At 44.5% G+C, this 13,961-nt stretch carries 11 protein-coding genes and 1 pseudogene; 8 read left to right on the top strand and 4 right to left on the bottom strand.

The window, feature by feature from the left end; translation table 11 throughout:
* The first annotated feature begins 13 nt into the window (after nt 1-13).
* Nucleotides 14-1,333: a RagB/SusD family nutrient uptake outer membrane protein gene (locus tag G459_RS0112845; protein WP_026968022.1), complete on the top strand. Its 1,320-nt coding sequence runs from the start codon at nt 14-16 to the stop codon at nt 1,331-1,333.
* Between the two features lie 42 nt (nt 1,334-1,375).
* On the opposite strand, the gene G459_RS0112840 is transcribed toward G459_RS0112845, so the two are convergent.
* Both G459_RS0112840 and G459_RS0112835 read right to left on the bottom strand, forming a co-directional pair.
* Nucleotides 1,376-1,633: a hypothetical protein gene (locus G459_RS0112840; RefSeq protein WP_026968021.1), complete on the bottom strand. Its 258-nt coding sequence runs from the start codon at nt 1,631-1,633 to the stop codon at nt 1,376-1,378.
* Nucleotides 1,634-2,669: 1,036 nt separating this feature from the next.
* On the bottom strand, nt 2,670-3,131 hold the full coding sequence (locus tag G459_RS0112835; protein ID WP_026968020.1) for a MauE/DoxX family redox-associated membrane protein: 462 nt from the start codon (nt 3,129-3,131) through the stop codon (nt 2,670-2,672).
* Between the two features lie 759 nt (nt 3,132-3,890).
* Between G459_RS0112835 and G459_RS0112830 the strand changes: the two genes are divergently transcribed.
* The 6 genes from G459_RS0112830 to G459_RS0112795 all read left to right on the top strand — a co-directional run bounded on the left by G459_RS0112830 (nt 3,891) and on the right by G459_RS0112795 (nt 8,903).
* Entirely contained in the window at nt 3,891-4,487 is a 597-nt protein-coding gene (locus G459_RS0112830) for a cyclic nucleotide-binding domain-containing protein (protein WP_026968019.1), read from the top strand.
* A complete protein-coding gene (locus G459_RS0112825; RefSeq protein ID WP_026968018.1) occupies nt 4,480-5,379 on the top strand; it encodes a terpene synthase family protein in 900 nt (299 codons plus the stop codon). The genes G459_RS0112830 and G459_RS0112825 overlap by 8 nt, the downstream gene beginning before the upstream one ends.
* A 13-nt stretch (nt 5,380-5,392) precedes the next feature.
* Entirely contained in the window at nt 5,393-5,587 is a 195-nt protein-coding gene (locus tag G459_RS0112820) for a hypothetical protein (protein WP_026968017.1), read from the top strand.
* Between the two features lie 235 nt (nt 5,588-5,822).
* Nucleotides 5,823-6,467: a DUF6266 family protein gene (locus G459_RS0112815; protein WP_026968016.1), complete on the top strand. Its 645-nt coding sequence runs from the start codon at nt 5,823-5,825 to the stop codon at nt 6,465-6,467.
* Between the two features lie 194 nt (nt 6,468-6,661).
* A complete protein-coding gene (locus G459_RS0112810; protein ID WP_026968015.1) occupies nt 6,662-7,588 on the top strand; it encodes a hypothetical protein in 927 nt (308 codons plus the stop codon).
* Between the two features lie 697 nt (nt 7,589-8,285).
* Entirely contained in the window at nt 8,286-8,903 is a 618-nt protein-coding gene (locus tag G459_RS0112795) for a hypothetical protein (RefSeq protein WP_026968013.1), read from the top strand.
* 876 nt (nt 8,904-9,779) lie between these two features.
* Here G459_RS0112795 and G459_RS0112785 read toward each other — a convergent pair.
* Nucleotides 9,780-11,642, bottom strand: coding sequence for a leucine-rich repeat domain-containing protein (locus G459_RS0112785; protein ID WP_026968011.1), 1,863 nt, complete (start codon nt 11,640-11,642; stop codon nt 9,780-9,782).
* Between the two features lie 35 nt (nt 11,643-11,677).
* Nucleotides 11,678-13,171, bottom strand: coding sequence for a fibronectin type III domain-containing protein (locus G459_RS0112780; RefSeq protein ID WP_026968010.1), 1,494 nt, complete (start codon nt 13,169-13,171; stop codon nt 11,678-11,680).
* A gap of 527 nt (nt 13,172-13,698) precedes the next feature.
* On the opposite strand from G459_RS0112780, the pseudogene G459_RS27395 reads away from it, so the two are divergent.
* Nucleotides 13,699-13,961 (top strand): annotated as a pseudogene (locus G459_RS27395) (hypothetical protein); the annotation flags it as partial.

Below are 13,961 nucleotides of genomic sequence, written 5' to 3'. Positions count from 1 at the left end.
AAATCTCGAAGAAATGAAACAATACCTCATTGTGAGCATAATCGTCATTGCGCTGGCAGGCTGTGAGTCTTACTTGGATGTCAAGCCGAATAAAGCGATCGATACGCCGGAATCTTTGGAATCTGTTGAAGCTTTGCTGGACAATTCCGAAAGCTTAAATTATTTCCCAACGCTCTCTGTAGTGCAGGGTGACGATTTTTTTGCCGATGAAACAGCGATCTCATCCATGGAGCTGTTGCACCAAAACTTCTATCTGTGGAGTCCAAATCCACTCCAACCCGATGATTTGGTCTTTGACTGGAGGGACTGCTACAACCAGGTTCAGATCGCAAATATCGCCTTGGAGGGCTTGGAGTCGATCGGGGATGTAGGTTCCAAATCAAAAGAGCTGGAGGGCACGGCCCTGTTTTATCGGGCGCATGCCTATTTCAATCTCAGCACCCTGTTTCTGGAAGGCCCCAATCTGGAGGAAAGCGGACTGAATATTAGGATTCCAGTCAGAAATTCGACGGCCATGGTCCTCAAGCCGGAGCTGGCGGACCGGGAGGAAATCAGGGATCTGATCAGGAATGATCTGATCCAGGCTGCTGAATTGCTGCCTGAGCGTCCGGCTTATCTTTCGAGGCCTTCCAAGCAGGCTGCATTTGCCTTGATGGCCAGGGTGTACTTGGATTGGGAGGAATATGGACCGGCTAAAGAAGCGGCTGAGGAGACGATTCGTCTGGGAGGGGAATTAATGAATTTCAAAGAATTGAAGCCTTCCGCCACTTATCCGATTCCTTCCTTCAATTCGGAGATTATATGGCTCGCAAGAATTGGCGGAACGAGTTACTTTAGTTCTCAGTCTGCATTTCAGATGGCAGCAGAATTGTTGGATCTGTATTCAGAGGATGACCTTAGAAAGGCCCTGTTCTTTGTGACCAGACCCAGTGGCTTTGTGAATTTCAGGGGCAGCTACCTGAGTGGAAGGCCCTTATTCGGCGGATTGTCAATAAATGAGGCCTATTTGATCTATGCTGAGGCATCCGTTCGGTCGGGGCAGCTGGAGGAAGGGAGCGAAGCGATCAACTTTCTGCTTAGAAATAGAATGAAAAGTGGTTGGGAGGGAATCGACTTTGCCGATGAATTCCAGGCTTTGCAGCTCATCTTGGAAGAGCGCAGGAAGGAACTTCCCTTTAGAGGCCTCAGGTGGTCGGACTTGAGAAGGTTGAACAAAGACGAGCGGTTTCAAGTCACTTTGTCCCGTGAATTTGATGGGAACAGGTACGACTTGACCCCCGACTCCGAAAAGTATGTGCTACCGATTCCGGCGAGAGAATTATCCTTTTATTGAAAAAATGAGGGGTAAGGGAGATCCTTACCCCAAATTGCAGTCTTACAGGACTACAAACTTCCTATTGGTCGGACCGATCGGATGCTCCATGGAAGGCTGACTGTAGGTACAGGCCTCATTTCCGGGCACACAATCATAGTCCTCCTCGATCACCAAATCATCCGCTTCCACCCAGGTTATTCCGCCATTGGGTGTAGCGTAGGTAGTCGAGAAGTTTTGAGGCTGGGTAAACGCAAATGCGGCTACCGCAGCCAAGGCAAATACACCTCCGCGAAGGAGGTTTAATACTGACTTTTGCATAATTTTAATTGGTTAAATGTAACATTTGATCTCCGGTCGCTTTGGCCTGCACGCCTTCCGAGAGGGGCGGCCGGATTTAACCCGGGTTGCGCGTCCCAGGTTAGTTCCCCCTGCTGTTGTCCGGCAACCACCTGGTGGCTTCACGGACCGTGTTGTCTTTTTTTTCCGAATAAGATTACCTGCTCCCAGCACCTTGCTGGCGATGACGTTTGCAATACATTATTTTTTCTGTTGTCCTGCTTCTCCACCGATACGTATCGGTGCTGGACTCACTTCTGACAAATTTTCAACACCTCCTCGGCATCAATCGTCAGCTACCCACGATATCCCTGCGCCGAGGTTGGGATGTCTTATCCATTTTACCTGGGGTTAAAACCCCAGGCTACCCATCTGGCGTACCTACGGCACGTTCCGTCAATCAATTCATTCCGCCGCAACTCCCCCTTGAATACTCATATCCGGAAGGAACATGAATGTTTATCAAAGGGGGTGGGGGAGGACCGAGCGTTAAGAAACAGTCCGGTGGACTGTTTTAGCGAGGGGCCAGGCTGCAGGGGAGGTTTGCAGCAACCACCATCTCAGTCCCTCGGCATCAACTGCCAACTACCCACTATATCCCTTGAGCTTTTTTGTCAACCACCCGCCGGGTATTCATTTTAACTTATCATTTCCATTGCGCTGGCAATTGGCACCATTTTCTAACCGAACATTCTGGGCCATCGCTGGGAAATAGCCAGCTTTTCAAATCCCAAGGTTAAAAACCCCAGGCTATGATATCGGCCGTGCCTATGGCACTTTTCGTTGCTCTTCTACCTCACCTATAGCTATCAATGTTCGGCCCTACCCACTGCTATTCACAGTTGGACTCTCCCGAAATCACTCTGTTCATCGGGACTGTCGCTTCAGAGTCCGTTCTTCAATAGTTGTGAAGTGCTCCGACAGCACCGCGGACAACGCGACAACTTGGGAACAGCGCTGGAACTCCTCCTTTTTAAACTCTTCATTTTAAACTTTAAACTTTAATCTCCCGCACCCGTCACCGGTCATCCAGCATTCGCTCTTTCCTCTCCATCCATACCCCCACAATCGAAATTCCCAAAAACACCAGATTGAAAATCAGGTGCTGTCCCCAAGTCAGGGAAGAAATTATTCCCCCACAGGAGCAGGGTGTCCGTCCTGCCAAGCCTAGCCATACCCAAGCCACATAGGCCGTAAATGATCCCATAAGAATCACGCTGATGACAAAACCCATCCTCCGAAACCTGGGCACCAAGAGCAAGACCGCCAGCAGCAGCTCCATCACCGGAATTCCATAAAGCAACAGCTCCTGCGACCAATCCGGGATCACCTGGTTGTACATCGCCAGCCTCGTTTCCTGCCAATCGTATAGCTTGACAATCCCCGTGTAGGCAAATAGAAATGCGAGAAGTAAAGCGCACACCTCTGTGATCCCGCTTGCGACCGACTTTTTGAGTGGGGTTTCAAGGTGCTGTTCCATGTGTTTGGGAGTTAACATGTTGAAATGTAGCACAGTAGAATAAAAAGCATCCCCTCATTTAGGGGCATTTCCAGGGCGAACCGTCTTTTGCGGGATTTTCAATTCAAAAAATTCCATCGAACCGCCAATTGTCTTCTTTGCAGCTGCGAAGGAGCCCAACCATTCATGACCCTGTACGAAGTGCAGGTAGCCGTTGAATATCCTTCCTTTGAGCCCTGAAAGGGTGAAACTCCAACCTATCGCCCCTTCGTGGATCCCATTTATACTGCGATGACTTTACCCCGGCTCTACCGGGGGGTATGAATTGTTTTGACCCTTCGGATCTAAGGCCTTGACCTACCTTCCCCTAAAATAAACCAGCGGATCCCGGGCAGCTTGTCCGCTTGGAAAGTCGAGGTGAACTACCATACAATTTGGCTACCGGTAAGAAACCTGACAGACGGATTTCATGCACCGAAGCACTGCACTGTCACCCTATCAGCCCGGTAGCTAAAACATTGATTAACACGCCATTTTTTATAGTTGCATTTTTTCCTGCGGGAGAAGTTTTTCGTCCTCTTCGTTAACTAAAGACGCTTAAAAACACCTTCAAATGAAGGTTTTTTCCTAATGTCTTGGAAAATACCTACTTGAGTTTTTGTTTTTTTAAAAAACTCAAATAATTTAACATTGGGTGTTTAGTTGAACTACCCGCTATTCGATCCATAGATTCCTACTTTTTCGAGTCATTTTAATTGGAACCTATTCAAATTTTACCCTATGGAAAAACTGTACCAGAAAAAATTAATGGAGGACTACAACACCATTAAGAGAATCCCGGAAGAGGATTATCTCCCGGTTTTTCGGAAACTGATCTTTCGAAAACTACCCCGAAATCACATCTTAAAGCAGCGCGATAAGATAGACGACCGAAGCAGGTACATCTGTGAGGGATTTGTCGGTTTGTATGAGGTGGAGGATACCCGCGACAAGTTGCATCTGATCTTCGGGCCAACGGACACGGCATTTGATCCCGAGTCATTTAAGAAAGAACAGGCAAGTGGGGCAATCATCAAAACCCTATCGCCCACCTACCTCTTTGAATTCACGGAGGAATCAGAGCAACTGCTATTGACGCAAAGTCCAGGATTCATCGAGTTGGCACATGAGGTAAACATAAGGATCAGAGAGCGCCACATCCATCAGTTGAAGATTAAGAATCTAAAGTTCACCGAAGGCTATCCGAAGCTGATCGAAATATTCCCGAGAATTCAGCAGCACATCAAAAATCAGGAACTGGCTGATTTTTTCAGCATCAGTCTCAGTTCTGTAGAACGGCACAAAAGTCAAATCTTTAAAAACTTGAGTGATGAATAATCAGTTTCCTTCCGCCTTTAACCCCCATTGCCTTGCCCTCGAACCAGAGATCTTGCGCTGGGCATGGAATGCCGGGCTCTTTGAAGAAGTGGCCGAACTGGAGCGGTGCAGACTGCAGCGGATCAACAGCTTTCCCGGATTTCTTTTCCCCAGCCTTCCATCTGACAAGCTGGCACCGGTCATGAAGTTTTTTCTCTGCCTCTTCTTATTGGACGACCTGCTGGATGTAGAGCTGGACGTTGATAAGATCTCCTATCTGGAGAAACTATCCTGTCCTACAGACGCTGAGTTTGGAGAACTCACCCGGACAGAGCGGCTTGGGAAGCAGCTGTCTTCCCTTCATCAGGATATTGGAAATCGGATCATTGATACACTCGATGAATCTGAGTGGGAGGAGGCTTGGGAGGTCTATATCAGCGGATTGCAGTGGGAAGTGAAGAACAAGTCGGAAGGCAAGATTCCCAGTCTTTCGGAATACCGGATTTCCAGGCCCTATTCATCTGGCGTCTATCTGGCAATACAGTTATTGCGTCCGGCTCAGTTTGATGAATCCTGCATGACCCTCTATCTGGAGATGGATATTGCGCGGTTTATCTGCCTGTCCAATGATCTGGACTCCCTGGAAAAGGAACATGATCTGAATGACTTTCACAATGAGGTGCGCCTTCTACAGCTTACTACGGAGAAGGATGTCTTGCCCTGGGTAGCCGAAGAGCTCAATTCGCTCCGGCTTAAAATCTTTGAGTTGGCGGCGATGCTTTCCCAAAACTCGGAGAGCTGTGGCAAGTGGGTATCCAGTCTCCTTCATCTGGTTGGGGGATGCATGGCCTGGGCCTCCGGCAACCTGAGATATCAGAACAAGGTCAATGGTAAATCCAGGCTGATTCAATAGAAGGAGGGACACCATGCTCAGAAAACGATGCGTCATCTACCCCAAGGACATTCAGGTCATCACCGGAAGAAGCGAACGGTATTGTCATTCGCTGATCAAGAAAATCAGAGAATTCTACGGCAAGGCAGACCATCAGTTCATTACACAGGAGGAATTCTCGCATTTCTCGGGTATTCCGGTAGAGCAAGTTTTGCAGTATATCTACTGAGCTTCCCACCCGAATTTGAGTAGAATCAACCAGTACTTCAGCAACTATCTAATCAATTGAATCAAGTGTCGGTAAGAGTTTCTTCAGCCAGATAAGCTAGTTCTTCTCCGTATCATCTTCGACTCATCTTCGACTCAACTTCGACTCATCTTCGGGTTTTGCCGAGAGAACACACCTAGATGAGACAGCATTCAGTCGGAGTATACCTTGAATTCAAAACCTAAACCCTAAACCAATGGCTATTTCAAAAGGAAGTATCATAGACAAAGTATCAGGAAAGTTGGGCAATTTGATTGTCTATGAGCGCAATGGAAAGGTATGTGTTCGATCCAAACCTGAAAAAATTTCCGTTCCCCCTTCGGAGCGGCAAATTTATCAGCGGAAAGCCTTTGCTCAGGCCAGCTCATTTCTGGTTCCCATCAGGTCCGAACTGGAATTTGGATTTTCCGGCATTTTAGCGGAGAATTCTAAACGTTTTGGCAAGGCCCTGTCGCTGGCAGTTAAGACAGCCACCATTTCTGAAAATGGAGTTCCGATCATCTATCCTGAGCGGATCAGGACCTCAACGGGTGATCTTTTAGGTGTGGTAGATGCTACCTTGGATTGGCAGAGTCCGAGTAGTCTGCGGTTGACCTGGCGACCCAATCAGTTTGAGGGGAATGGAAAAGAAAGCGACAGGTTGTTTTATCTCGCCTTTGATCCAGTCACTAAACAAAAGTGGAGTGTCAGAGAGGGAGAATATCGAAAAAACGGATCGATGACTATTGAGTTTCCATGGTCAGGTCCGTTGGAAGGCAGATTTTATCATTTTATATCCTTTTATTCCAAGAGGAAAAAAGGGATGGAGTTTTCGGATTCGGTTTGTTTGGGGAAGGTTTAGAGCATTATTGGCTTCCACTGGTGGCGGCCATTCGACCTGTATGCCATCAGACAGGCTTTGCTTGCCAGAATGCAATGAAAAAAGATGAAAATTATTTTCTTGTTTATAATATAAAGGTTATAATTGGCAACTTAGTTTTAGGCGATGTCCTCTAAATTTCAACTTTAAATCCCGCTATTTTCAAAACACCATTAATGAAAAACTGTCATCTTTTCTTCTTTTCGATTGCTGCATTTGGACTTGCCTCATGTAATGATGAACCACCCGTGATAGTTGATCTATCGACTCCAGTGATTTCAAATTTAGAAAGCACCTCTCAAATCGAACCCTATAATGGGCAGGCAATTCCTTCGGATTGGAATAGCGTTCGGTTTTCTTTTAACACGGGTGATCCTGAAGGAATTCAAGAGGTCGAAATTAACGTGAAGCCTGTATTTGAAAACCAGCTTCAAAGTCAATATGCAGATCAATTTGAGCTGTTAAATGCCAATGAAATATTTAATGAGGATCGTGTCGACCCAAAAATAAATTTAACCTTTGGGAGAGAAGAATTGAATTTTGTCGCCTATTCAATTGAATGGACAGGTATTTACTCAGTTGCAGAATTGCCGATTTTAGCTGGGCCGTATGAAGTACAGGTCAATGCTAAGGATGTAAACGGGAATAAAACGAGCGCACTGGATAGCACCGGCTATCAAACGACCATCTTTGTTGAAAGATGGTATGCACCGTTGATTTACCGGCCAGATGGTCTTCCTTCAGTTGTTTCCGGTACATCCGGAGAGATACTTGCTCTAGAAGGAGGTATTTTAAAAACTGACGATGCGTTTTCTTCGCCATTAAAATTTGTGTGGATTAAGCTAGTAGACAAAGATGTAATTGATGACTACAAGGAAGATGTTGATCAGACTGTATTTGAAGAAAGGGTTTGGGGTGAATCCATCACGTTCGAAAAATCAGGTGAACAATTGACTTCGGAGGCAGAGCTGTCATTTAATGAGCTATTGGAATCTGATCCGATTCTACTTCCTGAAAGCCAAAACAATCTGATATTGGTAGTTTGGGCTGAAGATGAAGCCGGAAACATTTCCAGAAAAACATTTCCAATAGAAGTAAACTGATTGAATACCACATTCAAAGATCACCTGGAAATAGGTGGTCTTTTTTTTATGATAATCTGTGGCCGTGAATGTGTCCTCACAGACTGCGATGGCCTGCCTTTTCGGTGATTTGCAGGGCTGGATTTTGGAGGCAAATTTCCAAAGCATCCTGCGGCAACTCCCCCTTGTATTGCAATTCTCAAAAGGACACCAAAATCTTGTCAAAGGGGGCAGGGGGAGGACCAAGCGTTAAAAATCTTTCCTGTGGAAAGATTTAGCGAAGGGGCCAGGCTGCAGGGCCGGACTGAAATAGGAACAGATAACCGCGAGTGTTATTCTGTTGACTGCTTTTCCATTGCGCTGGCAATTGACCTTAATTTCCAAATCAATGTATCAGGCCATCGCCGGTTTTTTTTTGACGTTTTTTCCCCGGGTTGCGTCGTGCCTCCTTACCCGGGGTTATTGAAAAGTTTGACCCTTTCAGGGTCCTTTCTGTGGCCGTGGTCTGTGTCACAGTTTGCGATGGCTTGCCTTTTCGGTGATTTGCAGGGCTGGGCTTTTGCCTCCTCGACGCTTTCATTGTCTGCAATAGTACTTGCAACCCGACATCCACATTCCACTCCTTCACTTCTCTAGTATGAGGTTGAAAATTTGAAAAATAGAATGATAATTTAAGGTACAGGCATCGGTTTTTAGGTAAGGTTTTAGATATTTGAAGATGAAAAAAACCCTTTCCCTGTTAATCTTCGCGCTCATCTCTCATTTGGGATATTCCCAGACTAAAAATGGAGAAGGGTATTTCAGGTTTTTTGATCACGCCAATAATGCCAAACTATTCGAAATGGTGGCATCCTCCGCTTCATACCTGGATTATTTCCTGGAGGAAAAAAAGAATTTTAATGGCAATGACTACCATGTCAGAATAAGAAACTATGACTACCTAAATAAATTGGATACAGCCTATTTTAGAGAGGATGATTCCAATTACTACCATTTTGACCCGAGAAATAATTCAGAATCTATTGTACTTCCCAAGCAGTTGGAAATGGGACAGATTTGGTATGAATCTGACAGAAGTTGGTCCTACGAGGTTATCGGCATTGATGAAGTCCTGGATACACCTGCCAAGAAATACAAAGGTCTTATAGTAATTGATTGTGTTCAGTTGAACAATCGCGACAAAAATAAAAGCAACAATTACCAGATGTACTACGCAAAAGACTTGGGTTTGGTAGGTGGATCAGTTAATGGTATTTTGAGCAGCTACCTATCTCAGGTTGTAACCAATGCTAAAGAAGGGGAGAAGGTCACAACCAAAAAAGAAGAGAATTTGTAAGTTGGAATTTATTAATCCCTCTGCAGATCCGTTGTTTCCCTTAGCCCTGCTTCTCTCCAAACTATCGGGTCTGGACTCTATTCCCACATACCACCTTCTCCGTACCGCGGCATCGACCACTTTTTTCCAATCCTTATTCCTGCGCCGAGGTCGACGGCATTTTTCCTTTTTTGCCGTGGGTTACAGCCTTCGTGCCTCAGGCCTCACCCACGGCTATTGAAAAGTTTGACCCATTCTGGGTCGTGACTTCAAACCCCAGGCTACCCATCTGCCGTACCTACGGCACGCGTTCCGTCGCCTAGCTGGGGAATTACAATGGTGATAGAAAGCATTTTTCCGCCAGCCGCTTCACAGCATTTGAAGGTGCAAAATCGACCGCCCTCTATACAACCTGTGTTTTGCCTAAAGCCTGAAAGGATAGGCGCGTGGGCCGACGCAAAAGCGGGCCGGCGTCCGGCGTCGTGCGGCTGAAGCTTTTTTGCGTCTTGATTTTTTCGTTCTTTTTTATCAAGAAAAAAGAACATAAGGAAATCAACGATGGAGGTTCTGGAAGCCTCACCAAGCCTTGTCTTGCTTCAATACTGAACGTTTTACATCTTCACAACCACCTTCTCCGTACCTCGGCATCCACATTCATTTCCTCACCAGATTTCTGCGCCGAGGTCGACGGCATTTTTCCTTTTTTACCATGGGTTACAGCCTTCGTGCCTCAGGTCTCACCCACGGCTATTGAAAAGTTTGACCCATTCTGGGTCGCTGCTTCAAACCTATCACAAGAGTGCTTACAACACTTGGATTCGGCTAAGCAACTCCTTTCGATAAATTGGTGAATAAGCAAACTTTTGAATGCCGTTAATTCTGGCGAGCTAACATGATTTAATCCCCTTCCAAATAAGTGATGATCTCAGTATTTGGGAGCAATGCTCTTACTTTTTCAACTTCGCTAGGGGGATAATTATTTCCATTGATGGCTAGAAATTTTAGCGTATTGGCAAGATTGGCCATGGAGTCAGGAAATTTTGTAATTCTATTTCGGCCTAATACTAAGGTGTGCAATTGGGTTAGGTTGCCGATAGAGGCAGGGATTTCAGTGAGGTGATTATACACCATCATGATTTCTTTCAGTTTGCTGAGTTGGCCAATACTTTCAGGGAGTTCTTTTAGTTTACATCCGTTTGCACCGAAGCCTTCCAGATTTTTAAGGCCTCCGAAGCTTTGGGGTAAGTAATGAATTTCTCCGGACAAGATGAAGAACTTTAAGTTACTGAGGTTTCCGAAGCTTTCGGGAAGTGTGGTGAGCTTTACGGTCAAATTGAGTCTTTCGAGCTGTTTAAGGTTCCCGAAATTTTGAGGGACCTCCCTTAACCCAGAAGTATTTCCCACCGAAAAATCTTTTAAATTACTGAGGTTAGAAAAGCTCTCCGGGAGTCTCTGATAGTCTCCGGTGAGCCAGAGAGTGTGGAGTTGGGTGAGTTTGCCGAAATCCTCCGGTAAAATTGCATTAGGGCCGTTGACCCTGAAAAAGCAAAATTCCAAAGCTGACAAATCGGAAAAAGAATTGGGTATGCTTTTAGACAGGTAAGGTCCTCTGAAGGTTCTGAGATTCTTAAGATTTCCAATGTTCTCAGGAAGCTTTTCAATAGTGTTGAGATTCAAGTCAACGTAATCCAAACTGGTTAATTCACTGAAACTTTCAGGTAAATGAGTTATGCCTGCATCGACTAAATCCAAATACTTCAACTTCTTCAAGTTTCCAAAGCTTTCAGGTATTTTCCCTAGATTCGGAACAGTATTGATGACAAGCGTATCCAGTTCTTTTAGATTTCCAATGTCATCAGGAAGGTTTTGAATTTTGTTGTGTGACAAATTCAGATAGGTGAGTTTGTGATAACTTTTGGTGATTACTTCAGGAAATTTGTATAAGGGATTGCCGGGAAGAATGAGCCTTTTAAGATGCTTTAGAGCCTGTAATTCGGGAAACCTCTCTAAATCCTCAAATATCCAAGCTCTTCCAACACCTAACATAGTTATCTCTATCACGTCTCCATTTTCATTTTCCTTGTAATAATAGTGATCATCCAAAATCCCCAGTGATTCCAGTGCCTCTCGTTGTTGGTATTCTCCACTGGTAAATTCGAGCGTGTCAGATGCAGATTTGCTTCCGTACCAAGTAGTCCAAATGATTTTGATGGTGGCATTTTCTAATCCGTAAACTTTGATATTGGGATATTCGTCCTCAGGCTTGTAGGTTCCTGTACTCATTCCGACCAGATTTTTGTAATCACCCAGAATGGTCCACTTTCCCCGATCATATTCTTTCCCGTGGAGTTCAATTCTTGTTTGGTGAAAATCAGCTTTGGATTCGGTGATTTCAGTTTCTAAAGGAGTAAATGAAACTTTGACCGTATCCTCAATTTTCTTGCTGTTTTTCCAAAGTTCCCAAAGTAATAGGTACTCTTCTCCAGGCATGCCGTGGAAAAAGGTTTTTGGATCACTTTCATCAGAAAAGTAAACTTTATCTTCTATCAGTCCGCTTAATATGGTCCATTTTCCCTGCTCATTCGGTTTAAGAGAGTCCGCGGTAAGCCTTACACTAAAGTCTTCCACATCCAAGACATCTTTCCCTCCATGGCTGGGAGGTGGCAATTTGATGTCATTTGGTTTTTCTTCTATCTCCTGACATGAATAGAGTGATGCAATAAAGAGGAAGAAGATTGGTAATAGGAACGTCCTTTTCATGAGGTGGGAAAGTGAATTGTCTTGAAAGGAAATGGTTAATTCTGACTGGGAACTTCAAAAAATCCTAAAGGATCAGTTTTAATAAAGAGCAGCTTTTCGTCACAGTCGAAAAAATTCATGTTTTCTCTGCTGCCTGCAATTCGAAATCCATGATCACTATCCACCAGAATGTCTTTGGCAGACACATTCGTCATGGTTTCTCCATAGGATTTTCTCCACTGTACAGACCTGTCAGCGCCAAATTTGACAATTCCTATATGACTCTGATAAGAATAGGCATCTTCCATTCCAATTGCAACTAAACCATGCTCATGAGTCTCTTTGACTGAATGGAAAAAATGGTAAGAATCTATATGGTCCCAAAGTTTTTCACCGGTTGAACGAACTTCAAAAATTCGGGCACTGTACGATTGGGAATTACCGACACTGACTCCTCCAAAAACAATATTTCCGTTTTCAAGCTCGATAAGCGTTTCTGGAATATCGAAGTTAGAATCACCGTATGTTTTTTCCCATTTGACCTCTCCTGAAAATGAAAGTCTCAAAAGCCAAAAATCATATTGATCACAATAGCCTATATTAGATCCCTGTTGGGGACATCCAGTGGTGTCTTTTCTTCCAAGAATTACCAAATCATTTTCGCGGGAAATCACTATTCTCTTAAAGGTACTTCGCGGGTATTGGTCAAAGAATTTTTCCCATAGAATTTCTCCTTCAGGACTTAATTTCATCAATACTCCCCGATTAAGATCACCAATAAGGAAGATTTCTTCATTCTGATCTTCTACGATATCTTGAATTTCGACTCCGCCTATACCCCGATTAAACAGTTCAATAGCTTTTACCCAAATCTCATTTCCGTCGGCGTCTAGCTTGATTACATGGTGATTACTCATGATCAAAAGGCCTGTTTTAGTTAAGGTAGCCTGGATTTCCCAATAATCTCCATTCTCATAGGGATAGGATTTCATCCAAATGGGATTCCCCAATGGATCTATTTTGGCAACAAAGTTGAAATAGTTGGAGCCGTTCTCAGACGACTTTCCTATTGCCAGGTAATTTCCATCCGGTGCCTTAAAAAGTTTTTGGATGAAGCCGGAAATACACTCCTGATTCATGCTGAAATTCAGATATTTCAGGAAAGTTTGGTAATCTCTTTTTGTGGTAAACTCAAAGTCCACCGAGTACGCATTCCCCTGAGGATCTTTGGCCACCACTTTACCTTTGTAATCTGTCAATCCCTTGAGTCCATTTATGACCAGGTTTGTTTCAGCGTGGTTTTCTGCTAATGTACTATCTCCCAAAAGGATAGTATATTTATTTTTAAAGCCCTCAGGGTCTTTGGACTTTTCCCAACTTAAAAAAGCTTTGTCGTAGGAGACGCTATCCACAGAAACGGTAAATTTCTCAGGAGGCAGATTTTTTTCACTTCCATCATCTGGCAAATCCGGATTTTGACCATCTTCAGAAAGTCCTTCACAGGAAAACAAAAGTGCCAAAATGGCCAATAGTAAAAAGTTAAGCTTCATAGTTAATATCCTTTTCTTAAACCCAAAAATGAATTATTTTTATAATAATAATTTATCAGTTGATTGTTTTTAAGGGTCCTTTTGCAAAGGATTGATATCCAATTGAATTAATTTTTTTGCCCAATTATTTTTGGGGATTTGTAATCCCAAACACCAACCAGTTTCCATTGCGCTGGCATCAGATTTTCGTTTCCAAACGATGATTTCGGGCCATCGCTGGGTTTTTTTGACATTTTTTCCCCGGGTTGCGTCGTGCCTCCTTACCCGGGGTTATTGAAAAGTTTGACCCTTTAAGGGTCATTTATCCATTGTCCCGCTTCTCCACCGATACCTATCGGTGCTGGACAATTATTCAGATAGCAACCCATTCATCCCATTCCTGCTGAAAACTTCGGATCGAGTATTTTTTGAGAAAAACCGGCAATTCTCAACCAATTGGCGAAAACCGCACAGACCGCACATTCAATTGATAGTCAATTCACTAGCCTGCACCTTAGCTCCATGTTTAACCTAAACCCCATATACATATGGCAAAACAGACAGGAGTGATCACACTCAAAGGGCCGGTCGGGAGACTGTCCTTTTATAAAACCAGAAACGGCTACCTGGCCCGCGAAAAGGGCGGCGTGGACAAATCCCGGATCATGAACGATCCCCGGTATGCCCGCACCCGGGAGAATATCCGCGAGTTTACCGACAATGCCAACTCCTCCAAACTGCTGCGGGATGCGCTGCGTCCGGTGATCTCCAAGATCGGAGACCGCCGGCTGAATCTGCGCATCACCCAGAT

The sequence above is a fragment of the Algoriphagus terrigena DSM 22685 genome (assembly GCF_000429445.1).
Classification (GTDB): Bacteria; Bacteroidota; Bacteroidia; order Cytophagales; family Cyclobacteriaceae; genus Algoriphagus; species Algoriphagus terrigena.
This window is presented reverse-complemented; position numbering and strand designations above follow the sequence as displayed.

What these genes read in the sequence shown, in the direction of transcription:
- G459_RS0112845 (WP_026968022.1), top strand. Translation starts at nt 14, where the DNA reads ATGAAACAATACCTCATTGTGAGCATAATCGTCATTGCGCTGGCAGGC.
- G459_RS0112840 (WP_026968021.1), bottom strand. Translation starts at nt 1,633, where the DNA reads ATGCAAAAGTCAGTATTAAACCTCCTTCGCGGAGGTGTATTTGCCTTG.
- G459_RS0112835 (WP_026968020.1), bottom strand. Translation starts at nt 3,131, where the DNA reads ATGGAACAGCACCTTGAAACCCCACTCAAAAAGTCGGTCGCAAGCGGG.
- G459_RS0112830 (WP_026968019.1), top strand. Translation starts at nt 3,891, where the DNA reads ATGGAAAAACTGTACCAGAAAAAATTAATGGAGGACTACAACACCATT.
- G459_RS0112825 (WP_026968018.1), top strand. Translation starts at nt 4,480, where the DNA reads ATGAATAATCAGTTTCCTTCCGCCTTTAACCCCCATTGCCTTGCCCTC.
- G459_RS0112820 (WP_026968017.1), top strand. Translation starts at nt 5,393, where the DNA reads ATGCTCAGAAAACGATGCGTCATCTACCCCAAGGACATTCAGGTCATC.
- G459_RS0112815 (WP_026968016.1), top strand. Translation starts at nt 5,823, where the DNA reads ATGGCTATTTCAAAAGGAAGTATCATAGACAAAGTATCAGGAAAGTTG.
- G459_RS0112810 (WP_026968015.1), top strand. Translation starts at nt 6,662, where the DNA reads ATGAAAAACTGTCATCTTTTCTTCTTTTCGATTGCTGCATTTGGACTT.
- G459_RS0112795 (WP_026968013.1), top strand. Translation starts at nt 8,286, where the DNA reads ATGAAAAAAACCCTTTCCCTGTTAATCTTCGCGCTCATCTCTCATTTG.
- G459_RS0112785 (WP_026968011.1), bottom strand. Translation starts at nt 11,642, where the DNA reads ATGAAAAGGACGTTCCTATTACCAATCTTCTTCCTCTTTATTGCATCA.
- G459_RS0112780 (WP_026968010.1), bottom strand. Translation starts at nt 13,171, where the DNA reads ATGAAGCTTAACTTTTTACTATTGGCCATTTTGGCACTTTTGTTTTCC.